The sequence below is a fragment of the Mycobacterium sp. Aquia_213 genome (genome assembly GCF_026625985.1).
In the GTDB taxonomy this organism is placed as follows: domain Bacteria; phylum Actinomycetota; class Actinomycetes; order Mycobacteriales; family Mycobacteriaceae; genus Mycobacterium.
The window spans coordinates 4,670,536-4,695,057 of sequence record NZ_CP113116.1 but is presented as its reverse complement, the minus strand read 5'-3'; the positions used below and the strand labels follow the sequence as shown (position 1 = coordinate 4,695,057).

The 24,522-nt window shown below is 66.3% G+C and carries 23 protein-coding genes; 18 read left to right on the top strand and 5 right to left on the bottom strand.

Translation table 11 applies throughout. The features are described from left to right. The first annotated feature begins 17 nt into the window (after window positions 1-17). Genes mtrA through lpqB form a run of 3 tightly spaced genes read left to right on the top strand, consistent with a single transcriptional unit; the run spans window position 18 to window position 4,196 of the window. The gene (gene mtrA, locus LMQ14_RS21730; protein ID WP_007168097.1) at window positions 18-704 is read left to right on the top strand and encodes a two-component system response regulator MtrA; all 687 of its coding nucleotides are present in this window, start codon (window positions 18-20) and stop codon (window positions 702-704) included. A 49-nt stretch (window positions 705-753) separates the two neighbouring features. After that, the gene (mtrB, locus tag LMQ14_RS21725; RefSeq protein ID WP_267731622.1) at window positions 754-2,442 is read left to right on the top strand and encodes an MtrAB system histidine kinase MtrB; all 1,689 of its coding nucleotides are present in this window, start codon (window positions 754-756) and stop codon (window positions 2,440-2,442) included. Beyond that, the gene (gene lpqB / locus LMQ14_RS21720) at window positions 2,442-4,196 is read left to right on the top strand and encodes an MtrAB system accessory lipoprotein LpqB (RefSeq protein ID WP_267731621.1); all 1,755 of its coding nucleotides are present in this window, start codon (window positions 2,442-2,444) and stop codon (window positions 4,194-4,196) included. The genes mtrB and lpqB overlap by 1 nt, the downstream gene beginning before the upstream one ends. 3 nt (window positions 4,197-4,199) lie before the next feature. Here the strand turns inward: lpqB and LMQ14_RS21715 are convergent, their stop codons facing one another. Then, entirely contained in the window at window positions 4,200-5,126 is a 927-nt protein-coding gene (locus LMQ14_RS21715; protein ID WP_267731620.1) for a class I SAM-dependent methyltransferase, read from the bottom strand. Window positions 5,127-5,254: 128 nt separating this feature from the next. Continuing rightward, window positions 5,255-5,449, bottom strand: coding sequence for a hypothetical protein (locus tag LMQ14_RS21710; RefSeq protein ID WP_267731618.1), 195 nt, complete (start codon window positions 5,447-5,449; stop codon window positions 5,255-5,257). 179 nt (window positions 5,450-5,628) lie between these two features. On the opposite strand from LMQ14_RS21710, the gene LMQ14_RS21705 reads away from it, so the two are divergent. Genes LMQ14_RS21705 through LMQ14_RS21680 form a run of 6 tightly spaced genes read left to right on the top strand, consistent with a single transcriptional unit; the run spans window position 5,629 to window position 12,165 of the window. Next, window positions 5,629-6,651, top strand: a complete 1,023-nt coding sequence (locus tag LMQ14_RS21705) for an AraC family transcriptional regulator (RefSeq protein ID WP_267731617.1) — start codon at window positions 5,629-5,631, stop codon at window positions 6,649-6,651. Next, window positions 6,648-6,956: a hypothetical protein gene (locus tag LMQ14_RS21700; protein ID WP_267731616.1), complete on the top strand. Its 309-nt coding sequence runs from the start codon at window positions 6,648-6,650 to the stop codon at window positions 6,954-6,956. Before LMQ14_RS21705 ends, LMQ14_RS21700 begins: the two co-directional genes overlap by 4 nt. Before the next feature lie 10 nt (window positions 6,957-6,966). Continuing rightward, entirely contained in the window at window positions 6,967-7,854 is an 888-nt protein-coding gene (locus LMQ14_RS21695) for a Crp/Fnr family transcriptional regulator (protein WP_267731615.1), read from the top strand. Continuing rightward, window positions 7,847-8,869, top strand: coding sequence for a nitronate monooxygenase (locus LMQ14_RS21690; protein WP_267731613.1), 1,023 nt, complete (start codon window positions 7,847-7,849; stop codon window positions 8,867-8,869). Before LMQ14_RS21695 ends, LMQ14_RS21690 begins: the two co-directional genes overlap by 8 nt. A 28-nt stretch (window positions 8,870-8,897) precedes the next feature. Continuing rightward, on the top strand, window positions 8,898-10,532 hold the full coding sequence (locus tag LMQ14_RS21685) for an FAD-binding protein (protein ID WP_267731612.1): 1,635 nt from the start codon (window positions 8,898-8,900) through the stop codon (window positions 10,530-10,532). 58 nt (window positions 10,533-10,590) lie between these two features. Next, window positions 10,591-12,165 (top strand): GMC family oxidoreductase, encoded by a 1,575-nt coding sequence (locus tag LMQ14_RS21680; RefSeq protein ID WP_267735628.1) that lies wholly within the window; start codon window positions 10,591-10,593, stop codon window positions 12,163-12,165. A gap of 138 nt (window positions 12,166-12,303) precedes the next feature. Here LMQ14_RS21680 and LMQ14_RS21675 read toward each other — a convergent pair whose 3' ends face one another. Further along, entirely contained in the window at window positions 12,304-13,134 is an 831-nt protein-coding gene (locus tag LMQ14_RS21675) for an SDR family oxidoreductase (protein WP_267731611.1), read from the bottom strand. Between the two features lie 153 nt (window positions 13,135-13,287). Between LMQ14_RS21675 and LMQ14_RS21670 the strand changes: the two genes are divergently transcribed. From LMQ14_RS21670 to mddA, 7 genes are all read left to right on the top strand, one after another. Next, window positions 13,288-13,737: a MarR family winged helix-turn-helix transcriptional regulator gene (locus LMQ14_RS21670; RefSeq protein ID WP_267731610.1), complete on the top strand. Its 450-nt coding sequence runs from the start codon at window positions 13,288-13,290 to the stop codon at window positions 13,735-13,737. A gap of 49 nt (window positions 13,738-13,786) precedes the next feature. Then, window positions 13,787-14,419, top strand: a complete 633-nt coding sequence (locus tag LMQ14_RS21665) for a ComF family protein (RefSeq protein WP_267731608.1) — start codon at window positions 13,787-13,789, stop codon at window positions 14,417-14,419. A gap of 333 nt (window positions 14,420-14,752) precedes the next feature. After that, window positions 14,753-15,442 (top strand): ribosome hibernation-promoting factor, HPF/YfiA family, encoded by a 690-nt coding sequence (gene hpf / locus LMQ14_RS21660; protein ID WP_267731607.1) that lies wholly within the window; start codon window positions 14,753-14,755, stop codon window positions 15,440-15,442. 82 nt (window positions 15,443-15,524) lie between these two features. Then, window positions 15,525-18,374: a preprotein translocase subunit SecA gene (gene secA, locus LMQ14_RS21655; RefSeq protein ID WP_267731606.1), complete on the top strand. Its 2,850-nt coding sequence runs from the start codon at window positions 15,525-15,527 to the stop codon at window positions 18,372-18,374. A 61-nt stretch (window positions 18,375-18,435) separates the two neighbouring features. Then, window positions 18,436-19,182 carry a hypothetical protein gene (locus tag LMQ14_RS21650; protein ID WP_267731605.1) on the top strand — a complete coding sequence of 249 codons (747 nt, stop codon included), beginning with the start codon at window positions 18,436-18,438 and terminating at the stop codon, window positions 19,180-19,182. A gap of 31 nt (window positions 19,183-19,213) precedes the next feature. Then, on the top strand, window positions 19,214-20,797 hold the full coding sequence (locus LMQ14_RS21645; RefSeq protein WP_267731604.1) for an HD domain-containing phosphohydrolase: 1,584 nt from the start codon (window positions 19,214-19,216) through the stop codon (window positions 20,795-20,797). A 47-nt stretch (window positions 20,798-20,844) separates the two neighbouring features. Then, window positions 20,845-21,600, top strand: a complete 756-nt coding sequence (mddA, locus tag LMQ14_RS21640; protein ID WP_267731603.1) for a methanethiol S-methyltransferase — start codon at window positions 20,845-20,847, stop codon at window positions 21,598-21,600. On the opposite strand, the gene LMQ14_RS21635 is transcribed toward mddA, so the two are convergent. Continuing rightward, window positions 21,597-22,070, bottom strand: coding sequence for an SRPBCC family protein (locus LMQ14_RS21635; RefSeq protein ID WP_267731602.1), 474 nt, complete (start codon window positions 22,068-22,070; stop codon window positions 21,597-21,599). The genes mddA and LMQ14_RS21635 overlap by 4 nt on opposite strands. A gap of 95 nt (window positions 22,071-22,165) precedes the next feature. Here LMQ14_RS21635 and LMQ14_RS21630 point away from each other — a divergent pair, with 95 nt between their 5' ends. Beyond that, the gene (locus LMQ14_RS21630) at window positions 22,166-22,648 is read left to right on the top strand and encodes a cation:proton antiporter regulatory subunit (protein WP_267731601.1); all 483 of its coding nucleotides are present in this window, start codon (window positions 22,166-22,168) and stop codon (window positions 22,646-22,648) included. A gap of 4 nt (window positions 22,649-22,652) precedes the next feature. Further along, window positions 22,653-23,810: a cation:proton antiporter gene (locus LMQ14_RS21625; protein WP_267731600.1), complete on the top strand. Its 1,158-nt coding sequence runs from the start codon at window positions 22,653-22,655 to the stop codon at window positions 23,808-23,810. Here LMQ14_RS21625 and LMQ14_RS21620 read toward each other — a convergent pair. Beyond that, window positions 23,807-24,355 carry an Rv3235 family protein gene (locus LMQ14_RS21620; RefSeq protein WP_267731599.1) on the bottom strand — a complete coding sequence of 183 codons (549 nt, stop codon included), beginning with the start codon at window positions 24,353-24,355 and terminating at the stop codon, window positions 23,807-23,809. The two genes, LMQ14_RS21625 and LMQ14_RS21620, sit on opposite strands and share 4 nt — an antisense overlap. Between the last annotated feature and the right edge of the window lie 167 nt (window positions 24,356-24,522).

The window sequence follows — 24,522 nt, the reverse complement described above, 5'->3', positions numbered from 1 at the left end:
CCCGATCTGGTGACACCATGGACTCCATGAGGCAAAGGATTTTGGTCGTCGATGACGACGCTTCGCTTGCGGAGATGCTGACCATCGTTCTTCGTGGGGAGGGTTTCGACACTGCGGTCATCGGTGATGGCACGCAGGCTCTGACCGCGGTGCGCGAGCTGCGGCCCGACTTGGTGCTGCTGGACCTGATGTTGCCGGGCATGAACGGCATCGACGTGTGCCGGGTGCTGCGCGCCGATTCCGGCGTTCCGATTGTGATGCTGACCGCCAAGACCGACACCGTGGATGTGGTGCTCGGCCTGGAGTCGGGTGCCGACGACTACATCATGAAGCCGTTCAAGCCCAAGGAGCTGGTCGCCCGGGTGCGGGCGCGGTTGCGTCGCAATGACGACGAGCCCGCCGAGATGCTTTCGATCGCCGACGTCGAGATCGACGTGCCCGCGCACAAGGTCACTCGGAACGGCGAGCAGATCTCGCTGACCCCGCTGGAGTTCGACCTGCTGGTAGCGCTGGCACGCAAACCGCGCCAGGTGTTTACTCGTGATGTGCTGCTCGAACAGGTGTGGGGCTACCGCCACCCAGCGGACACCCGCTTGGTGAACGTGCACGTCCAGCGTCTGCGGGCCAAGGTCGAGAAAGACCCGGAGAACCCGACCGTGGTGTTGACCGTTCGAGGAGTGGGTTACAAGGCCGGACCTCCGTGATCCGCGCCGGCGACGATGCAGAGCGTGGCGATGCGGAGGAGCGGCGCGATTGATCTGGGGTTCGCGGCGACGTATTCACGGTCACCGCTGGGGGCGCACCGGCCCCATGACTCGGGGCATGAGTGCGTTGAGTCGAGCCGTCGGCATTGCCTGGCGCCGTTCGCTGCAACTGCGAGTCGTCGCATTGACTCTCGGATTGTCGTTGACGGTGATCTTGGCGCTCGGCTTCGTGCTGACCAGTCAGGTCACCAACCGGGTTCTTGACATCAAGGTCAAGGCGGGCACCGAACAGATCGAACGGGCGCGCACGACTGTCGGCGGGATCGTCAACGGCGAGGAGACACGCTCGCTGGACAGCAGCTTGCAGTTGGCCCGCAACACGCTCACGTCGAAAACCGATCCGTCGTCGGGACCCGGCCTCGCCGGTGCGTTCGACGCGGTGCTGATGGTGCCGGGCGACGGCCCGCGCGCCGCGACGGCCGCCGGACCGGTCGACCAGGTGCCCGCCTCGTTGCGCGGCTTCGTCAAGGCGGGGCAGGCGGCCTACCAGTACGCCACCGTGCACACCGAAGGTTTTTCGGGTCCGGCGCTGATCGTCGGCACGCCGGCGTCGTCGCAGGTGGCCAACCTGGAGCTGTACCTGATCTTCCCGCTGGCCAGCGAGCAGGCCACGATCACGCTGGTGCGCGGCACGATGATCACCGGTGGCGCGGTGCTGTTGGTGTTGCTGGCCGGGATCGCGCTGCTGGTATCGCGGCAGGTGGTGGTGCCGGTGCGTTCGGCGTCGCGGATCGCGGAGCGATTCGCCGAGGGGCATCTGTCCGAACGCATGCCGGTGCGCGGTGAAGACGACATGGCCCGGCTGGCGGTGTCGTTCAACGACATGGCCGAGAGTTTGTCGCGGCAGATCACCCAGCTCGAGGAGTTCGGCAACCTGCAGCGCCGGTTCACCTCCGACGTCAGCCACGAACTTCGCACGCCGCTGACCACGGTGCGGATGGCCGCCGACCTGATCTATGACCACAGTGAAGATCTCGACCCCACCCTGCGCCGATCCACCGAACTGATGGTCAACGAACTCGATCGGTTCGAGTCGCTGCTGTCCGATCTGCTGGAAATCTCCCGGCACGACGCCGGTGTGGCCGAGTTGTCCGTGGAGGCGGTCGACTTGCGCACGACCGTGCAGAAAGCGCTGGGTAACGTCGGCCACCTCGCCGAGGACGCCGGCATCGAGCTGGTCGTGGACATGCCCGACGAAGAGGTGATCGCCGAGGTCGATCCGCGGCGGGTGGAGCGGATCCTGCGCAACCTGATCGCCAACGCCATCGACCATGCCGAGCACAAACCGGTGCGGATCCGGATGGGCGTCGACGAGGACACCGTCGCCGTCACGGTCCGCGACTACGGGGTGGGTTTGCGGCCCGGCGAGGAGAAGCTGGTGTTCAGCAGGTTCTGGCGCTCGGACCCGTCGCGGGTGCGACGCTCCGGCGGGACCGGGCTGGGCTTGGCGATCAGCGTCGAGGATGCGCGCCTGCACCAGGGCCGGCTGGAGGCGTGGGGTGAGCCCGGTCAGGGCGCCTGCTTCCGACTGACGCTTCCGTTGATCCGTGGCCACAAGGTCACCACCAGCCCGTTGCCGATGAAACCGATCCCGCAGCCGGCGCCGCCGGCCGGGGCGCCGGGGCCGGCGGGCAACGAGCGGCCCCGCCAACATGAGCACGCCGAGCGGAGCCTGTGATGCGGAGGCTGCTGGTCGCGCTGCTGGCGGTGCTGCTGGCCGGCTGTGCGGGGGTTCCCAGCACGTCGGCGCCGCAGGCCATCGGCACCGTCGAGCGACCCGCACCGTCGAACCTGCCCAAGCCGACCCCCGGCATGGATCCCGACGTGTTGCTCCGCGAATTCCTCAAGGCCACCGCCGATCCGGCCAACCGGCACCTGGCGGCGCGGCAGTTCCTCACCCAGTCGGCATCCAATGGCTGGGACGACGCCGGTAGCGCCCTGCTGATCGACCACGTGGTGTTCGTCGAAACCCGTGGTGCCGAACGGGTTTCGGCGACGATGCGGGCCGACATCCTGGGCTCGCTGTCCGACATCGGGGTGTTTGAAACGGCCGAGGGTGTGCTGCCCGACCCGGGCGCGATCGAGCTGGTCAAGACATCCGGCGGCTGGCGAATCGACAAGCTGCCCAACGGTGTTTTCCTGGACTGGCAACAGTTTCAGGCCACCTACAAGCGCAACACGCTGTACTTCGCCGACCCGACCGGTAAGACGGTGGTGCCCGACCCGCGCTATGTCGCGGTCTCCGACCACGATCAGCTGCCCACCGAACTCATGTCCAAGCTATTGGCCGGACCCCGGCCCGAGATGGGACACACGGTTCGCAACCTGCTCGCCCCGCCGCTGCGCCTGCGCGGGCCGGTGACCCGGGCCGACGGTGGCAAGAACGGGATCGGGCGAGGCTACGGCGGTGCGCGCATCGATTTGCAGAAGCTCTCCACCACCGATCCGCACAGTAGGCAATTGCTTGCCGCACAGATCATTTGGACGCTGGCCAGAGCCGACATCAGAGGCCCGTATGTGATCAACGCCGACGGGGCGCCGCTGGATGACAGGTTCGCCGAAGGGTGGACCACCTCCGATGTCGCCGCCACCGACCCGGGCGTGGCCGACGGCGCCGGCGCGGGGCTGCACGCCCTGATCAACGGATCGCTGGTCGGCCTGGACGGGCAGCGGACCAGCACGGTGCCCGGCGCGTTCGGCCGGATGGGCGACCAGACGCTGGCCGCGTTGTCCCGCAGTGGGCGCCAGGTGGCCTCCGTCGTGACCCTGCACCGCGGCGCCCCGGACATGGCGGAGTCGCTGTGGATCGGTGATCTCGGCGGCGAGGCGGTCCAATCTGCCGACGGGCACAGCCTGTCGCGTCCCAGCTGGGCGCTCGACGACGCGGTCTGGCTGGTGGTGGACGGCAATAACGTGCTGCGGGCCATCCAGGAACCGGCATCGGGGCAGCCCGCGCGCCTCCCGGTCGATTCCGGGGCGCTGGCGAGCAAGTTCCCGGGGCCGATCACCGACCTGCAGCTGTCCCGTGACGGCACGCGGGCCGCGATGGTGATCGGCGGCGAGGTCATTCTCGCCGGTGTGGAGCAGACGCAGGCCGGGCAGTATGCGCTGACCTATCCCCGGCGGTTGGGTTTCGGGCTGGGCAATACGGTGGTGTCCCTGTACTGGCGCACCGGCGACGACATGGTGGTGACCCGCAATGACCTCGCGCATCCGGTCTCGTACGTGAACCTCGACGGGGTGAACTCCGACGCCCCCGCGCACGGTTTGCAGATTCCGCTGACCGCGATCGCGGCCAACCCGTCGACCGTCTACGTTGCGGCTCCGCAAGGCGTGCTGCAGTATTCGGCGTCCGCGCCGGAAAGTCAGCAGACGTGGTCGGACGTGCCGGGCTTGATGACCGGTGGCGCCGTTCCGGTGCTGCCGGGCTAGCCGCTAGATTTTCGTCGCGATCTGTAAGCCGACATCGCCGTCGCTCAGCGTGATCGGTTCGGCCGCGGGCTGCAATCCAGCAGCACGCTGCCAGCTCGCGGTGTCACGCGGTGTCCATGCCCCGGAGCGGGTCACTCCAAAGTACAGCTCGTTCAGTGCAGCGAATTGGCTTGCACCATCACCTGTTTCGAGGTGCAGGGGTTCGATCACCGCGAAGACGCCGCGTGGCCGCAAGGCCTGCCCCAGGCGCCGGAACAGCAGCGCATTCTCGGTGGCACTGAAGTGGTGTGCGAGATTGCACAACAGCACCACGTCGTAGGTCTTGACACCGAAATCATGCGTCAGCGCGTCAGCTTCGAGATGGACGACGCGAGCGCCCATGTTCTCGGTGGCCAGCAGCGGCGCCGCGGCTCTGACGGCATCGGGCAAGTCCAGAACCACCGAACGGAGCTGGGAATGGCGCCGGCACAAGGCAACCGAGTAATGCCCGTGCGCGCCGCCGACGTCGATCATGTCGGTCGCACCGCCCGGTACCGGGATGAACTGCGCGACTTCGTGCGCCGTCAGGGCGGCCAGTGCCCGCATGGACCGCAGGTAGTGATTCCACTGCACGCCGGTCATGGTCTGGTGCAACTCGAGGGGGATACCGGTACGCACATAGTCTTCGACGTGCATCATGAGCTCCCACTCGTCGAACGCGAAGAGCACCGCATCGACCACCGAGCAGGGGCTTTCCGAAAGCAGCCAGGTGCGCGCGGTCGGCGTCAGCGCATACCGGCCATCGCGGTACAGCAGGTAGTCGGACCCGGCGAGGGCAACCAGCAGCTTCTGCGTTGCCACCGCATCGGTTCCGCAGCGCTCGGCGATTTCGACGGGCGTCGCGGACTGCCGGCTCAATGACTCGAACACGCCGAGTTTGGTTGCCGCCATGATTGCGCGTGCACGGCCTAATGCGAAGTGGGTTTCGAAGAATGGCAACGGTAGTTGTCGTGACGCCAGAGCCTTCCATTCGGCCGGGTCGTCCGGGATCATGCCCAGGTGCACGTCAGCTATGCCGTTCAATCATCTTGTCGGGAACAATTATTGGGTTGTGACGCCGGGTTCCGATATTTCAGGTGCCGACAGTGCACGATGTCACCGTCCAGCCGGGCATCCAACGCGGCGAGCTGGTGATCCGAAAAGCGCTGAACAGGAACTGATTCAGCGCGGATCATAGGCACACTTCCGGTTTCGTCGACGGCATCGCTGGCCACGATACCCACGCTAGACCGTAGGGATGTGCCCGCAGCGGGGCTAGCCTAATTGCGTAGTGGATTATCCGGATTGCGCACGGCCACCAGCGCGGCATGGCGCGACCTTGGTCAGCAACGTTAACTTGTTGGCACACGGGTGCGGAAGGGGCATCGGTGGATTGCTGGAGGGAGGCGACCGAGTGACCGAATTACCGACAGCGGACGCTTCGGATGCGCATATCTGGAAGCCTGCCAAGACGTTCGAAGACTTTGCCCTGGTGTGCTGCGGTCGGCTCCACATGCGCCTGTTGAGCGATCCCGACTCGTTTTCACTGTGCCATCGGGTCGGACGTATCGGTCCGGCAACCGTGTCCGAAGTCGCCCTCGGGGCCGATATGGCGCTGGATGCCGGCGAGGTGTGCGGAGCCTATCGAACCGTGGTGCTGCGGGCGGGCCACGCCCACGGGGTATGCCGGGGTCTTTCTCTCACGGTTGGACCCGGGGCGGCCACCGTGTACCCCCCGCAGGGTCGTGCCGGGGGAAAGTGGAGCGCCGGAAGCAGATTCCTCTCTTTCAAACTCGACCGGTCCGCCGTCGACGATGCGCTCAGCGACGCACTCGGCTGGCAGGTGATGTCCCAGCCAGACTTCTCGCCCGTCATGCCCTCCGATTCGGCCGCGACCCGAAGCTGGATCAACATGGTGGCGCTGTTCAGGGACCAGGTCTTCCGGCCCGACAGCGTGCTGAATCAACCGCTGGTCGGATTGCCGTTCGTCGACAGCCTGGTCCGCGGGTTCCTGCTCGCCGCCGATCATCCCCATCGCGACGCCCTTGCCAAAGACGTGCGGCTGTTCGCACCTCGCGCGATCCGGTCCGCGATCGAAATCATCGAAGAAGAAGCGCATCTGCCACTGACGTTGACCTCGATCGCGACCCGCACTCACATCAGTGTCCGCACGCTGCAGCAGGGATTTCAGCGTCACCTGGATACCTCGCCGATGGCTTATCTGCGCGAGGTACGGCTGCGGCGAGCGCACCAGGCGCTGTTGCGGTCGGACCCGTCGCAGGTGACCGTGGCTTCGGTCGCGTACCGATGGGGCTTCACCAATCTCGGCAGGTTCGCCGCGGCGCACTCCGCCCGCTACCGCGAGACGCCGACGGAGACGTTGCGCCGCAGGACGTTCCACCGCCTCACCGTAGACGAACGGGTGCACGTCAGGTGACGGCAAAGGACAGCGCCTGGGTCGCGGTGCGGTCGTTGGACGACTTCGCCGCGCTGCGCACAGGCCGGCCGGAGTCGCCCTGTCGCTGGTGGCCCGACATCGGGCCGACCGTCGACGCCGACCCGTTTTCATTCAGGCACCGGGTGGGTCGACTCGGCCCGATTACCGTGCTGGACATTGATTTTCACGACGACGTGTGGGTCAACGGCGGTTTGCCGCACGTGTGCCGGGTATCGCGAGTCCGCTACGCAATCTGGCCAACAGGCCGCGTGCAGTGGCTACTCCGTTTGCCTTGGCCCGCATAGCGTTAACGCCGTGCATAGTCCCCCCGCGATCGCCCTCACGCCCATCCTGATGGTGGTGGCGTTGTTGTGGTGGGAGACGACGAGTCCCATCGGGCTGACCTTCGGCAAGCAGCGCCACGACGGAAAGGCGTTGAGCGCGGCGACGTTAACCACTGCCGAGCATGCAGCCGCGACGTCACATCAGGCACAAAGCGACGCACAACGGGCGCTGATCGCGTCCGGAATATTCAGCAGGACTAGTCCCGAAGTGGTCACCGCCCTGTCCAAGGAGCTGCATCCCGAGCGCTTCTCATCCGGGCGCGTGATGGGCGCTCAAAGTGACTTCGGGGGCTACGTTTATGTGATCATCGCCGGGAAGGTCAAGGTCTCCTGCCAGCGTTACGGCGGTGGAGAGATCGTGCTGAAGATTCTGGGGCCATCGGAAATATTCGGTGCCATCACACTTTTCGACCCAGGACCGCAAGACATGCGGATGACCACGCTCACCGAAGTTCTCGCGGTGCCGATTGCCCGTGATCAGCTGCTGACGTGGGTGGTCGAACGCCCGGAGGTGTGCGACCAGGTGCTGCGTCTGTTCGCGCGGTGGGTGAAGGCGATGACGAACTCACTGGTCGACTTCGGGTTCGCCGACGCGCAGGGTCGCATTGCGAGCCGGCTGTTGTTGCTGAGGAAGCGATTTGGCCAACAGGAAGGTGATGCAGTGCGAGTGGTGCACGATCTCACCGCGGACGAATTCTCGCAGCTCGCGGGCGTTGATCCGGAGACAATCGGCGCGACGTTACGTGGATTCGAGGCCAATGGCTGGATCCGCCTTGAGGACGACAGCATCGTCATCGTCGACGGGCACGCCCTCAGTCAGTTACGGCAGGTAAGTATGGGGGAGGTTTGTGATGTTTGATCGATTTGCGTTGGGGGATTTGAGTGTTCGGGTTCTCGGCGCACCCATGGCGGGTGGGCCGTCGACGCCGGCGTTGGCGGCCGCCATATCCAACGGCGGCGGCCTGGGATTTCTCGCGGGGGCCATGGTATCCGCCGAAGAATTGGCCGACTCGATCCTCGCCGCACGCAGGCTCACGTCAGGCCCACTGGGAGTGAATCTCTTTGTGCCCCAGGCTCGGGTGGCCACCGTCGACGAACTGCGCACGTTCGCGGCCGCCCTCGAGGACGAGGCGCAACACTACGGCGTTGCGCTGGGCGAGCCGCATGACGATGACGACGAGTACGCGGCGAAGCTCGACGTGGTGTGCGATCTGCGACCGGAAGTGGTTTCCTTCACCTTCGGCCCGCCGAGCGAAGCCGCGTGCATCCGACTCAGCGATGCCGGCATCCTGACCCTCGCGACGGTGACCACCGTGCGAGAAGCGCTGATCGCAGTCAGCTTTGGCGTGAGCGCAGTGGTGGCGCAGGGCCCCGACGCGGGTGGGCATCGGGCCACCTTCGACCCGATCGCTCCACCCCCGGCCGACCCTCTCGACGACCTGGTCTCGGCCCTGGTTGCCTGTTTCGACTGTCCTGTCGTCGCGGCCGGAGGACTGGGGACTCCCGAGGCCGTGCGCCGGGCGCGGGATGCAGGTGCGGCTGCGGCGCAAGTCGGCACCGCGTTCTTGCTGGCCGACGAAGCCGGAACAAACCCGGTGCACCGTGCGGCATTGCGCGATCCACAGTTCAGCGAAACCGTGGTGACGCGAGCGTTCACCGGACGGTATGCGCGCGCGTTGCGCAACCGATTCATCGACCAGCACGACACCCACTCGGTGTTCGGGTTCCCCCAGGCCGCCATGATCACCGGCCCCGTCCAGGCGGCCGCGGTGAAGCTGGGCGACCCGCACGGCGTCGGTATGTGGACGGGTGCGGCGTTCCGCAACGTTCGAACGGGTTCGGCCACCGACATCGTGCAAGAACTGGCGGGTTGAGCATGGGATCCGGGGGATCGGAACGAGCGTGATTGTCCCTGACGACAACACCTTCGATGTCGTGATCGTTGGCTTCGGCGGGGCTGGTGCGTGTGCGGCCATCGCCGCGGCCGAACGTGGTGCCCGGGTACTTGTCGTGGATCGGTCGGTGGGCGGGGGTGCCACGGCTTTGTCGGGGGGAGTGGTGTATTCGGGCGGCGGGACGCGCTACCAGCGAGCCGCCGGTTTCGAGGACACCCCGGAGAACATGTTCGACTACCTGCGACAGGAGGTTGACGGCGCGGTCGACGACGAGACACTGCGCACGTTCTGCGAGGGCAGTGTGCAACGGCTTTCGTGGCTGGAGCGCCACGGCGCCCGGTTCGCCGGCTCACTGTGTGACTACAAGACGTCTTATCCGACCGACCGGCACTACCTGTACTTCTCCGGCAACGAACGCGCCTACCCCTACCGCCTGCGCGCCACACCGGCTCCGCGCGGACATCGGCAGGTCGCCAAGGGCATGGGCTCGGGCGGCGCGCTGTACCGGGCGCTGCGCCGGTCCGCAGAGGGGCTGGGCGTGCAGTTCCTGCCCCTGACCCGTGCCGAGGAGGTCGTGATGGCAGGCGGGCAGGTGGCCGGGTTGCGCTGCCGCACTGTCACCGACTTCAATCCGCTTTTGCTGCAACACTATTGGCGTACAACGCGGTTGCGCGACAAGCTAACGAATTGGGCTCCCAGCCTCGCTGGTGCGGTTCCCACCGGCGCGGGACGATTGTGGCGGCGTACGACCGAGCTGATGCTTGGCGCGCCGAACGTGATCCTGGCCGCCGGCGGGTTTGCGTTCAACCGCGACATGTTGCTGCGCTATGCACCATCGTTCGCCGGGATAACGCCGCTGGGAACACCAGCCGACGACGGTGGCGGCATCATGCTCGGGACACGAGTCGGCGGAGTATCCGGGCAGCTGGACAGCGTGGCCGCCTGGCGGTTCCTGAGTCCGCCGGCGGCGTTGCTGGAGGGCATCACCGTGGGACTCAGTGGCGAACGCATCGCCAACGAAGATCTGTACGGCGCCACCCACGCCAACGTGATGGTGCGCAAGTTCGGCGGGCGCGGCTTCCTCCTCCTTGATTCCGGAATGTGGAAGCGGGCACGCGCTCAGTTGCCGAACCAGACTACGCGGCTGCAACGACTGCAGATGTCCGTCGTTTTCACCGCCGACCACCGCAAGGCCGAGACACTGCCCGAACTTGCTGCACAGCTTGGAATTTCGCAGTCGGGCCTGGCGGCTACCGTGGCGGCCTACAACGACGCCGCCGAAGCGGGTCGCGAAGATCCGGCGCACAAGTCACCGGCGATGTGTCGCCCACTCAGATGTGGGCCGTACTACGGCATCGACATCTCGGTTCGGCCCTCGCTGGCCTACTTCGTGCCGGGTATGACGTTGGGCGGGTTGCGGGTGGATGGGGCCAGCGGCCGGGTGTTGGACGAGGCGAGATCCCCGATTCGTGGGCTCTATGCCGCCGGCCGCACCGCGGTAGGCGTCTGCTCGAACTCCTATGTCAACGGACTGGCGCTGGCGGACTGCGTGTTCTCGGGCATCCGTGCGGGCGAACACGCCGCCATCAGCAACCATCTCGGAATGCGCGAATTAGACAGGGGGGCAACGGGTGTCGAATGAATCGACCGCGGTTTTGGACAACGACCTGGACCGGCGAGTCCGCGAGAACCAGGGCCGCCTGACCGCCGACCTCAAGCAGCACTACGACTTCGTGGTTTGCGGTGCGGGATCATCCGGCTCGGTCGTTGCCCGGCGGCTGGCGGAAGCCCCCGGGGTCACTGTGTTGTTGCTGGAGGCGGGCGGCAGTGACGAGGTTCGCAGTGTCACCCAGGCGAGTCAATGGCAGACAAACCTTGGCGGCGAGACGGATTGGGCGTTTCCGGCCGAACCGAATCACCATCTCAATGGCCGCTCGCTGGTGCTGTCCATGGGCAAAGTTCTGGGTGGCGGGTCGAGCATCAACGCAATGACGTGGGCCCGGGGGCACAAGGCGGATTGGGATTCCTTCGCGGCTGCGTCGGGTAGCAACGCCTGGAACTACGAATCGGTACTGGATCTCTACCGGCGCATCGAAGATTGGCAGGGCGCCCCCGATGATCGCCGGGGCAGCGGCGGGCCCGTCCGGGTGGAACCGAAGCGCGATCCCCATCCCCTCACCCCGGCATTGCTGGAAGCCGCCAGATCTCTGGGCGTGGTTCCATTTGACAACCCGAACGGAAAGATGATGGAGGGCAAGGGCGGTGTGGCGATTGTGGATCTCTGCACTCGCGGGGACAAGCGCGCATCGATCTTCCGGGCTTTCACCTATCCGTATATGGACCGGCCGAATCTGACCGTCTTGCCGAACGCGTTCGTCCGGCGCGTGATCATCGAGCGGCACCGGGCCATCGGCGTCGAGGTCCGCTATCGCAATCAACTGCGCCAATTCCTGGCCGGCACCGAGGTCGTCCTGTCCATGGGCGCGATCCACACGCCGAAGACCCTGATGCTCTCCGGGATCGGAGACGAACACCAACTGCGGCCCTTCGGGCTACCCCTCAAGCAGCACCTCCCCGGGGTGGGCCGCAACTTTCAGGACCATCCCGCGATCAGCTGCCTGTGGGAAAGGTCGAACGACGAGCCGATCCACTACACCGGCGACACGGCGTTGTTCTGGCCGAGTGAGGCCGGCGCCGACGAGCCCGACCTCTTCGCGTGCCAGGGTGCGCTCCTGATCGGAAGCATGGAGAACATCGCGCGATTCGGTCTGCCCGACGCGGGCTGGGGTTTTTTCGGCGGGCTCTCCCATCCCAAAAGTCGCGGCCGGGTGCAATTGACCGGCTCGGATCCAGATCGGCCCGTCAAGGTGGTGCACAACGCGCTGTCCGATCCCGACGACCTGCGACTGATCGCGAAATGCGTTGAGCAGCTTCGGGAAATCGGCAACTCGGAGCTGCTGCGGCCCTTCACGAGGCGCGAGGTGATGCCGGGCGATCTGAAGGGCGACGACCTGCTGAGCTATCTGCGCAACGGCGGACTGACCTACTGGCATTACGTCGGCTCGGCCAAGATGGGGCGCGACGCGTTCGCGGTCGTCGACGGCACCCTGAAGGTCTACGGCGTGGAGAATCTGCGCGTGGCCGATGGATCCATCATGCCGAGAATCACCGCGGCCAACACGATGGCACCTTGCGTGGTCATCGGGGAGCGCGCCGCCGCGGAGATCATCGCCGAGCACCGGCTGTCCGAGCCGGCAGCCAAAAGTAGTGCCTAGCAATGCTATTTGAGATAACCCTGCCCAAATGCGTAGTGTGGTTGTCGGTTACGCGGCTGTCCTATCGCACAACCGAGGGAAGAGTCACCTGCGCAGCTCTGGTATTCACCAGAAGGCATTCGACATGATCTCGGGTGGCTAGACCGGGGCTGAGGCCTCCCGGCCGACGTGCTCCCATTCCTCCCAGCCGCTGATCCGGTCCTGGTAGATGTTCTTCACGATCGGCAGCATCGAAGCTCCGAAAATGACGCGCAGCGGCGGCTTTTCCGCGTCGACGACGGAGAGCAGCGCCGCGGCGGTCGCCGTGGGATCGCTCGGCTCCCCGAGAATGCTTTCCGCGAACGCTTGGGCGTCTTCATGGCGCTTGGCGTACACCGGCAACGGGCTGGCGTGCCTGGACGACGACCCGGCCCAGTCCGTCGCGAAAAGCCCGGGCTCGACCAGTGTGACCTTGATGCCAAAGGGCTCGACCTCGAACGCCAGGGCCTCGCTGAAAGCTTCCAACGCGAATTTAGAGGCGCAGTACAGGCCTAAATTGGGCCCGCCGAAGAGGCCTCCTGTCGAAGACACCTGAACGATGTGCCCACTGCCTTGCTCGCGCAGGAACGGCAACGCTGCCTGCGTTATCCATATGGCGCCAAAGAAGTTCGTGTCCATCTGGGCCCGGACGTCGTCTTCGGAGAGCTCCTCGGCGAACCCGAACTGCCCGTAGCCGGCGTTGTTCACCACCACATCGAGCCGGCCGAAGTGCGAGTGCGCCTGCGCCACACGGGCGAAGCCCGCGTCGCGGTCGGTCACATCAAGTTCGAGCGGCAGCAGCGCGTCGCCGAAGCGTTCCTGGAGGTCGGCGAGGGTCGACGTATCGCGCGCGGTAGCCGCGACCTTGTCTCCCCTTTCCAGCGCGGCCAGCGCCCACAGCCGGCCGAAGCCACGCGAAACCCCGGTGATGAACCACACTTTCGATGACATGCCCCGTCCTCCATCAATCGCAAAATAACTAGTGCACTAGTTACCTGCGTACCAGGTATTCAGACACCAATCAATGTGGTGCGGAGCACTACTCAAGAACCCTCCTGCACGAGGTGCTCGAATCGCTGGTGATTTTGACTAGAATGGTTGTCTGTGAGCGCCCTACCATCGACCGAGGCCGACGAGGTCCGACTCAACGACATGGTGTGCTTCGCGTTGCACGCGGCGTCGCGCGCCGTCACCGCGACTTACCGTCCGCTGCTCGAGCCGCTCGGCCTGACCTACCCGCAATATCTTGTGCTGTCGGCATTGTGGGAGCGCGACGACCGGACCGTGGGCGAGCTGGTCGAACTCTTGCAACTCGACTACGGGACGATGACGCCGCTGCTGAAGCGACTTGAAAAGCGGGGGCTGGTCAAACGAACCCGCAGCCCAGACGACGAGCGCAGTGTGATCGTCGGCCTGACCGATGAGGGCATGGGCCTGCGCACTCGTGCCAAGGGCATCTATCAGTCGATCAGCGACACGTTCGACTTGTCCCCGAATCGGGCCCGGACCGCACGCAGGATGCTGCAGTCCATCATCGAGAAGGCGAACGACTAGCCGCTCGCATCGACAGCGAGATGTCACCCCTGGCGGCGAGACTGGCGCCGTGCTCGATTTGATCCTGCCGCTGGAATGCGGCGGCTGCCGGACGGCGTCGACCCGCTGGTGCGATGCGTGCGCCATGGAGCTCGCCGTCAAGCCCGACGAACCGCACCTGATCAGTCCGCGCGTCGACCCGCGAGCGCCGGTGTTTGCACTCGGGCGCTACGCCGGTGCCCGTCGCCAGGCGATTCTCGCGATGAAGGAGCACGGGCGCGACGACCTCGTCGGCCCGCTGGCCCAGGCGCTGGCCCTCGGCGTACACCGGTTGCTGGCCTGGGGCATCGTCGAGACCCCGTTGACGATCGTGCCCGCGCCGTCCCGGCGCTCGGCGGCACGACGGCGCGGCGGCGACCCCGTCGCCCGTCTGGCGCACGCCGCGGTGGCCCGGCATCCGGACGTCACCGTCGCCGCGGCATTGCGGATGAAAGCGCTGACCCGCGACTCGGTGGGCCTCGGCACCGCCGAGCGCGAGCGCAACGTCGCGGGCCGGGTGCTGCTGCGCGGCCGGCGACCGCGCACCGAGGTCCTGCTCGTCGACGACATCGTCACCACCGGCGCGACGGCAGCTGAGTCGGTCCGGGTCTTGTCGGCCGCGGGAGTGTGCGTGACGGCCGTGCTGGCGATCGCGGTCGCCTGAATCGGCGAAACTCGGCGTAAACCAGTGAAATTGCCAAGAAGACGTGAAGAACTCGCTACGGGTTCGTCAAATCGGTGGCACGGCGAGGCGAACACGAGCTAACGTCGAGGACAACCTTCAACAACTCTTCGGGGCCTACTGGTTCCGATTCACGGGTCGCGATTTCCCAGGTTGAGACGCCACATGCGGAGGGGGTGAGTATTCGACACCTTGCACCGGCGGGCTGCCTGCGGCGGTGACTTTTCTGAAACCGCTCCCACCCCGTCGGAGCTTTTTACCGAAAGCCGGCACGCAGGGCGCGTGCGACGTGAAAAGAGAAACGAGTTGTCACGTATGTCAAGGCTAACCGTGGATTCCACTCAGCTTCTGGACGAACCACCGGCGAGGATCGACGCGCAGGAACCGACGGCAACCGCCGAGGTGGTGTTCAAGGGCCGCAACGTCGAGATCCCCGATCACTTCCGCGTCTACGTCTCGCAGAAACTCGCCCGCTTGGAGCGATTCGACAAAACCATCTACCTCTTCGACGTCGAACTCAAGCATGAACGCAACCGTCGCCAACGTAAGTCCTGTCAGCGCGTGGAGATCACCGCGCGGGGCCGTGGGCCGGTAGTCCGCGGCGAGGCGTGCGCCGACAGCTTCTATTCCGCGCTCGAGTCCGCGGTGGTCCGGCTGGAGAGCCGCCTGCGCCGCGGCAAGGATCGCCGCAAGGTGCACTACGGCGAAAAGACCCCCGTTTCCCTGGCGGAGGCCACCGCGGTGGCCCCGCCGCCGGAGAAGGCCCTGCGCAACCACGTGGAGCCGCACCAGCACGAGGGCGGCGACGACGATGGAGACCACCAGCCGGGGCGGGTGGTGCGCACCAAGGAACACCAGGGGACCCCGATGTCGGTCGACGACGCGCTCTACGAGATGGAGCTGGTCGGGCACGACTTCTTCTTGTTCTACGACAAGCAGACCGAGCGGCCGTCCGTCGTCTATCGCCGTCACGCCTACGACTACGGACTGATCAGGCTTTCCTGACGATCGGCGGTCCCCACCGGGTCGTCCCCTACCATGGGAGTCGCTTAAAAGAAGAAGACTCCTACCCATAGGGGACCTAGCTGTGCTGTCGAAGTTGTTGCGCCTCGGTGAAGGTCGCATGGTCAAGCGCCTCAGGAAGGTGGCTGACTATGTCAACACCTTGTCCGACGACGTCGAGAAACTGACCGACGCCGAGCTGCGAGCCAAGACCGACGAGTTCCGCAAGCGCCTGGATGACGGCGAAGACCTCGACGACCTGCTGCCCGAGGCGTTCGCGGTGGCCCGCGAAGCGGCCTGGCGGGTGCTCGATCAACGTCCCTTCGACGTCCAGGTGATGGGCGCCGCGGCCCTGCATCTCGGCAACGTGGCCGAGATGAAGACCGGTGAGGGCAAGACGCTGACCTGTGTGCTGCCGGCGTACCTCAACGCGCTGGCGGGCAAGGGCGTGCACGTCGTCACCGTCAACGACTACCTGGCCAAACGTGACAGCGAGTGGATGGGCCGGGTGCACCGCTTCCTCGGCCTGGAGGTCGGGGTGATCCTGGCCAACATGACCCCCGACGAGCGCCGGGTCGCCTACAACGCCGACATCACCTACGGCACCAACAACGAGTTCGGCTTCGACTACCTGCGCGACAACATGGCGCACTCGGTCGACGACATGGTCCAGCGCGGACACACCTACGCGATCGTCGACGAGGTGGACTCGATCCTGATCGACGAGGCCCGCACGCCGCTGATCATCTCCGGGCCCGCCGACGGCGCCTCCAACTGGTATCTCGAGTTCGCCCGGTTGGCTCCGCTGATGGAAAAGGACACCCACTACGAGGTGGACCTGCGCAAACGCACCGTCGGTGTGCACGAGCTCGGGGTGGAGTTCGTCGAGGACCAGCTGGGCATCGACAACCTCTACGAGGCCGCGAACTCGCCGCTGGTCAGCTATCTGAACAACGCGCTGAAGGCCAAGGAGCTGTTCAACCGCGACAAGGACTACATCGTCCGGGACGGCGAGGTCCTGATCGTCGACGAATTCACCGGTCGCGTGCTGATCGGCCGTCGCTACAACGAAGGCATGCACCAGGCCATCGAGGCCAAGGAGCACGTCGAGATCAAGGCCGAAAACCAGACGCTGGCCACGATCACGCTGCAGAACTACTTCCGGCTCTACGACAAGCTGGCCGGCATGACCGGTACCGCCCAGACCGAGGCGGCCGAGCTGCACGAGATCTACAAGCTCGGTGTGGTCCCCATCCCGACCAACAAGGACATGATCCGCGAAGACCAGTCCGACCTGATCTACAAGACCGAGGAAGCCAAGTACATCGCGGTCGTCGACGACGTCTCCGAGCGCTACGAGAAGGGCCAGCCGGTCCTGATCGGTACCACCAGCGTCGAGCGCTCGGAGTACCTGTCTCGGCAGTTCCAGAAGCGCCGCATCCCGCACAACGTCCTCAACGCGAAGTATCACGAGCAGGAAGCCGGCATCATCGCGGTGGCCGGGCGCCGGGGCGGCATCACCGTCGCCACCAACATGGCCGGCCGCGGTACGGACATCGTGCTGGGCGGCAACGTCGACTTCCTCGCCGACCAGCGGCTGCGGGAGCGCGGTCTGGACCCGGTGGAGACGCCCGAGGAGTACGAAGCAGCCTGGCACGAGGAACTGCCCAAGGTCAAAGAAGAAGCCAACGCCGAGGCCACCGAGGTGATCGAGGCCGGCGGGCTGTACGTGCTGGGCACCGAACGCCACGAGTCGCGCCGCATCGACAACCAGCTGCGCGGCCGTTCCGGCCGGCAGGGCGACCCGGGCGAGTCACGCTTCTACCTGTCGCTGGGTGACGAGTTGATGCGCCGCTTCAACGGCGCCGCCCTGGAATCGTTGTTGACGAGGCTGAACCTGCCCGACGACGTGCCGATCGAAGCCAAGATGGTCACCCGCGCCATCAAGAGCGCCCAAACTCAGGTCGAGCAGCAGAACTTCGAGGTCCGCAAGAACGTCCTCAAGTACGACGAGGTGATGAACCAGCAGCGCAAGGTGATCTACGCCGAGCGCAAGCGCATTCTCGAGGGCGAAAACCTGCAGGAGCAGGCGTTCGACATGGTCCGCGATGTCATCACCGCTTATGTGGACGGCGCGACGGCCGAAGGCTATGCCGAGGATTGGGACCTCGAAGCGTTGTGGTCGGCGCTCAAGACGCTCTACCCGGTCGGGATCGACCACGAGTCGCTCACGCACCGAGACGCCGACTCCGAGCACGACGATCTCACCCGTGAAGAGCTGCTCGATGCTCTCGTCAAAGATGCCGAACGGGCTTATGCCACAAGGGAATCCGAGCTGGAAGAAATCGCCGGCGAGGGCGCGATGCGGCAGCTGGAACGCAACGTGTTGCTCAACGTGATCGACCGCAAGTGGCGCGAGCACCTCTACGAGATGGACTATCTCAAGGAGGGCATCGGGCTGCGCGCGATGGCGCAGCGCGACCCGCTGGTCGAATACCAGCGCGAGGGTTACGACATGTTCATGGCCATGCTCGACGGCATGAAAGAGGAGTCGGTCGGCTTCTTGTTCAACGTCACGGTGGAGGCGGTACCCGCTCCGCAGGTCGCGCCGGTGCAAACGCCGGAGGGGCTGGCGGAATTCGCGGCTGCCGCCGCGGCCGCCGAACAGCAGCAAGGCGACACCAGTGCCGCGCCCGCCCCGGTGCGTGAGCCTGCGCCAAGCACGTTGCGCGCCAAGGGTATTGACAACGAGGCCCCCGCTCTGACGTATTCCGGTCCGGCCGAGGACGGTTCGGCGGAAGTCCAGCGCAACGGCGGTGGCGCGCAGAAGACTTCGGCCGGCGTGCCCGCCGGCGCCAGCAGGCGCGAGCGCCGCGCCGCCGCCCGCCAACAAGGCCGGGGTGCCAAGCCGCCGAAGTCGGTCAAGAAGCGCTAGCCGGGGGAATTGAGGCATAAGCCTCATGCGCCGGCCTGGTAGCGCCACGCAGCATCGGTGCATGACCACGTTGCACACTCCCGCCGATGCCGCTTCGGCCGTTCTGCACAGCGCCGCGTTGCCCCCCGGTGACGACGAAAGATTCGCCGGTTTCGGGGTTTTGGGACTGCCCTTCGCCGGCGGGCACTACCTCGCGCTGCGCTGCATACCCACCGCGTCGTTCGCGCCGGGTTACCGGTCGGTGTGGCATCGCGATGCGGCCGGGGTATGGACGTTTTACGCCACCAGCCCCGGCGAACTCAGTTGCTCGCGCTTCTTCAGCTCGGCCACGCCCCAAGACGCCGTGCAATGCGATATCGACGTCGCCTGGGTTACGCCGTGGTCGCTGTTCGTCCGGATTGCCGGCTTGCTCGACTGGCATCTCGATCTTGGGACCAGCGCGTCGACCCGACTGATGAGCGGGATCGCCCCACGCTTGCCCGAATGGGCATGGACCAACCAATTGGCGCTCGCCACTCTCGGGCGGGTCGCCGGACCGATGATGGGCGCCGGCCGGGTCCGGCTATCCGGCAGGGCGCCGAACGGTCAGCGATTCATGATCGCCCCCAAGCGATTCTGGGCGGTCACCGATTCGCGCGCGGTGTGGCGTACCGACGACCTCGGCCCGGTTGCCCCGCTGCCGCAGCAGGCCCGCTTGGCTGATTTCTGGGGCCCGCAGCGTGGGCTTTTCGTGACCGGGGGCGGCCGTCTGGAGGCGTTCGACCCGAGCCGTCACCGCGCCGTGCAGCGCACCATCTCGATTTGCTGACTTGGACGCAACCGAAGGGGACAATGGGCCGATGGCGTCGCACCTAGCCGATCCGGCGCCGGCGGGCGAGGCGCCCAGCCGGGCCGAGCTGCTGGCGGCGCTCTCGGTGGCGATCGACCTCGGCCTGGGGCAGCCCGCCGAGCACATGCTGCGCGCGGCGATGATCGCGACTCGGCTCGCGGATCGCATGGGGCTCACCGACGCGCAACGGGATTGCGTCTACTACACGACGTTGGTCATGTGGATCGGCTGTCATGCCGACTCCCACGAATACGCGCGGTGGTTCGGCGACGACATTGCGGTACGGCATGACTCATACCTGGTCGACTGGTCGGGACTGCCGTACTGGCGGTTCCTGGTGGGCAACATTGGTCGTGGTCAGCCGTTGACGCAGCGGCTGACCATCATGGCAACGCTGTTCGCCAATGCGCGCGGGCAATTGTCCCGGCTGATCCATTCGCATTGCACCTCCGCGGCGCTGCTGGCGGATCGCATCGGCCTGGGCCCCGACGTCCAGGCGTCGCTCGCATTCGCCTTCGAGCGCTACGACGGCGGCGGCCTGCCCGCCGGGGCCCGCGGCGACGAGATTCCGATACAGATGCGCGTCGCCCAGCTCGCCGAAATGGTCGAGGTGCATCACCGCACCTACGGGGTGGAGGGCGCCGTGGCGATGGCGCGTAGCCGCCGCGGTGGCCAGTTCGACCCGAAGGTCGTCGACACGTTCATCCACTACGCCGACGCGATCCTGGCCGGCCCGGGCCCCGGCGATGCCTGGGCCGCGGCAGTGCGCGAGGCGCCCGACCGCCACCAACGGCTGGACGACAAGGCGCTGGACGCACTTCTTGTCGCGTTCGGCGACTTCGTCGATCTCAAATGTCCTTTCACCCTTGGTCATTCGCGTGCGGTGGCCGGCCTGGCCGGCGACGCCGCGCTCGCGGCCGGCGTCGACGCCGGCTCGGCGGCCCTGACCCGACGTGCGGGCCACGTTCACGACCTGGGCCGCATCGGTGTGTCGAACCAAATCTGGTCCAAGCCAGGGTCGTTGACCGCGGGTGAGTTCGAGCGGGTGCGGCTGCATCCCTATCTGACCGCCAGGATCCTCAATCAGGTCCCCGGCTTGGGGCGGCTGGCCGAAGTCGCCGGAAACCACCATGAATGCCTGAACGGATCGGGATACCCGCGCGGGCTGGCCGGGGCCGCGCTGAGCCTGCCCGATCGTATCCTCGCGGCCGCGGTCAGTTACCAATCCGCTTGTGAACCAAGGCCGTACCGCGACGAGCTGTCACCCGGCTCGGCGACCCGGCGGCTGCACGAGCGGGTGAGCGCCGGTGAACTCGACCCCGTCGCCGTCGAGGCGGTGCTGCGCGCGGCGGGCCAGCCCGCCCAACGGCCCAAGCCCCGTCCGGGCGGGCTCACCCCGCGCGAGATCGAAGTGCTGCGCCTGGTCGCGCGCGGCGCGTCCAACAAGGAAATCGCGGCCGCGTTGGTGATCAGCGAGAAGACCGCCCGCAACCATGTGGAGAGGACGTACGCCAAGATCGGCGTCTCAAATCGCATCGGCGCCAGCATGTATGCCTTACAACAGGGGTTGTCAGCACCAACAACTGAAAATTGAGGCAATCGCCCCATTCCCTGGCACGCAATTCGGCGGACAATCAATACATGAGTCGATATTTGACAATCTGTTACGGCGCAGTGGCTTATCTGCTTTTCCTGGTGTCGTTTACCTACGCGATCGGATTCGTCGGCAACATCTGGGTGCCGCGCAGTGTCGACCACGCGCTCGGCGCGCCGGTCGGCCTGGCGGTGCTGATCGACGTACTCCTGCTTGGTGTTTTCGCGATTCAGCACAGCGTGATGGCTCGGCCGGCATTCAAGAGATGGTGGACGCGATTCGTGCCCGCATCGATCGAGCGCAGCACCTACGTGGTCCTGGCAAGTGCCGCGCTGTTGCTGCTCTACTGGCAGTGGCGCACACTTCCGGACGTCGTGTGGGACGTGCGTCTGCCGGCGGCACGCGTGGCGCTGTGGGCGTTGTTCTGGCTGGGATGGGCGACCGTGTTCTTCTCGTCCTTCATGGTCAGCCACTTCGACCTGTTCGGCTTGCGGCAGGTATACCTGGCCTGGCGTGGAAAACCGTACCGCGACTTGGACTTTCGCGTTCGGTACCTGTACCGGTTGGTGCGTCACCCGCTGATGCTGGGATTCCTGATCGCATTCTGGTCGACGCCCACGATGACGGTCGGGCATCTGCTGTTCAGTGTCGCCACAACGGGTTACATCCTGGTCGCCGTGCGGCTGGAGGAACACGACCTGGTCGACTCGCTGGGCGAGCAATACCTTGCCTACCGCCGCGAGGTGCCCGCGCTGGTGCCCGGGACACGCCGGCACCCGCACGCGACGGCAGGCCAGCACTAGCCTTCGAGGAGCGTCGCGATCCGGTCCAGGGTCGCGCGGATGCCGGCCTCGGTCCGGCTGGGCATCGAGCCGCTGGTGATCATCGCCTTCTGCTTGTCTTGCGACACATCCCAGGTTTCGCGGACCAGCGTGCCTTCGGTGCCTTCCGGGGCCGGACTCAGCTCGTAGCGCCAGATGCGGCCACCCACCCGACCGCCTATCGCGGTGGTTTTCCATGCGATGCGCCGGTCCGGTTCGTACTCGATGACGGTGTTGGTGGTGCGGTAGGGGATGAACAGCGTCTCCTTGCGGCCCCGCATCGCCATCCCGAACGTCGAACCCATCGTCAGCGGAAGCGACTCCTGCGAACACCGATTCACTGATTCCGAACCGTCGAAGCTGGCATGTTTGCCGGCGTCGGCCAGCAGGGCAAAAACCCTGTTCGGCGACGCTTTGATGACCCGCTCGACGCTGACCGTGTCTCCGTCCATTCGGTAACAGTAACGCCGTCGAGCGAATATGAAGTCGGTCTGTATGGGGGCAATCTCTGCGGTATTTGGGTGCGGGTTCCCGGTATGTTGCGGATATGGATGTCAAGGAGGTGTTGCTGCCGGGCGTCGGTTTGCGATACGAGTTCATCAGCCACAAGGGCGACCGGATCGGCATCATCGCGCGGCGCGGCGGCGACTTCGACGTCGTGCTGTACGGCTCCGACGATCCGGACCAGGCCCGGCCGGTGTTCCATCTCACCGACGAAGAGGCCGACACCATGGCCCAGATTCTGGGCGCTCCCCGCATTGCCGAGCGGTTCACCGAGCTCACCCGTGAAGTGCCCGGCCTCGAGGCGGGCCAGGTCCATATCGAGCCGGGCAGCCCGTTCGTCGACAAGCCGTTGGGGGACACCCACGCTCGCACCCGCACCGGGGCCTCGATCGTCGCGATCGTGCGCGACGAGGATGTGCTCGCCTCGCCCGGGCCGGCCGAGATGCTGAGGGAGCGAGACGTTTTGATAGTCATCGGCACCGAAGAGGGCATTGCCGCAGTCGAGCAGATCGTCGACAAGGGCTGAGCCAGTGCAGGTTTCGGGGGCGCTGCTGTTTCAGCTAGGCGCTCTCCTCGCCGCACTCGCGGTGCTGGGGGCCATCTCGCGACGGTTCGCGCTGTCGCCGATTCCGGTCTATCTGATGGCGGGTCTTTCGCTGGGCAAAGGCGGCATCTGGCCGGTGGCCGCCGCCGGCGAGTTCATCATGACGGGCGCGCCGATCGGCGTCGTGCTGTTGCTGCTGACCTTGGGCCTGGAATTCTCCGCGACCGAATTCGCCACCAGCTTGCGACACCACCTGCCGTCTGCCGGGGTCGACGTGGTTCTCAATGCCACACCCGGCGCGGTGGCGGGGTGGCTGCTTGGGTTCGACGGCATCGCGATCCTCGGCCTGGCCGGCGTCACCTACATTTCGTCCTCGGGTGTGGTCGCGCGCCTGCTGGAGGATTTGCGCCGGCTGGGTAACCGCGAAACGCCGGCCGTGCTGTCGGTGCTGGTGCTCGAAGACTTCGCGATGGCCGCCTACCTGCCGCTGTTCGCGGTGCTCGCGTCCGGGGGCACCGGGTTGGAGGCGGTCGCGGGCATGGCCGTCGCGATCGGTGCTCTCGTCGCCGCGTTCTTCGCGTCGTATTACTGGGGCCATCACGTGGGCAGGCTGGTGGCGAGCGCCGACTCTGAGCAGCTGTTGCTGCGGGTTCTGGGGATCACCTTGCTGGTGGCGGCATTGGCCGAATCGCTGCACGCTTCCGCGGCCGTCGGCGCATTCCTGGTCGGGCTCACGCTGACCGGCGACACCGCGAATCGGGCGCGCAAGGTACTGGGTCCGCTGCGTGACCTTTTCGCCGCGATCTTCTTTGTGGCGATCGGCCTGCAGGTGGACCCGCACGAGCTGGTTCCGATGCTTCCGGTCGCGCTGATGCTCGCCGTGGTCACCGCGACCACGAAGGTGGCCACCGGGATCTTCGCCGCCCGGCGCGACGGTGTGGCCCGGCGCGGGCAGCTGCGGGCCGGCACCGCGCTTGTCGCAAGGGGCGAGTTCTCGCTGATCATCATCGGGTTGGCCGGTACGGCGATCGCCTCCGTGGCCGCGCTGGCAACGGCGTATGTCTTCGTGATGGCGATCCTGGGTCCGGTGCTGGCCCGCTTCTCCGGCGCCCCGCCGCCCGAGGGCACCGGAGCACCGGCCTAGCCGATGTGCAGGGCGACCACCTGCCACCGGACTCCGCTGCTGGTGGGCAGCTTCTCCACCCGGGCGGCGATGGCGTGGATGCGGTCCCCGCGGCTGTAGGAGCCGAACACCTCGGCGGCGGTCTCCGCAGCGCGGTGCCCGGCCGGTTGCAGCCGCATCCGGCGCAGCACCGCGGCGCCCTGGCGTCCGGCGCGGGACTGGCCGACCGACAGCACGGAGTCGACGAGGCCGGGCACCAGTAACGGCCGGAGCTGGGTGACCGGACGCCGGTGGTCGATCACTTCCAGCACCCGGCGCAGCGCGGCGTCGGCGAAGGCCGCGGCCTGGTGCATCGACGCCGACCACGCCGCCGCCGTCGGCTCGGGTCGCCGGACGGCCCGCCCGCGGTAAGGCCGGCGCGGCCCGCCGCCGGTGCGGTGCGCCACGGTCGGCTGCCGGCATGGGGTGGGGTTGCGCGACACCTCACGCGGCGGCGGTTCGTACTCGACGACGGGCACGACGGCGAAATCGTCACGGTGAGCGGGGGTTACGGGGCTGATGGTCAATGCGCACTCTCCAAGTCATCGCTGAACGAGCGGCCTGCAGGAGAGTGGCAGACAATTGGTCTTTCAATTGCCGGTCATCATCGCACAATTCGACATCGCGCGTACCCGCGCCGTGTTGGGCCCTAGCGGACGATTACGGTGGGCGGGAGCATCGGGGAACCGAAGGA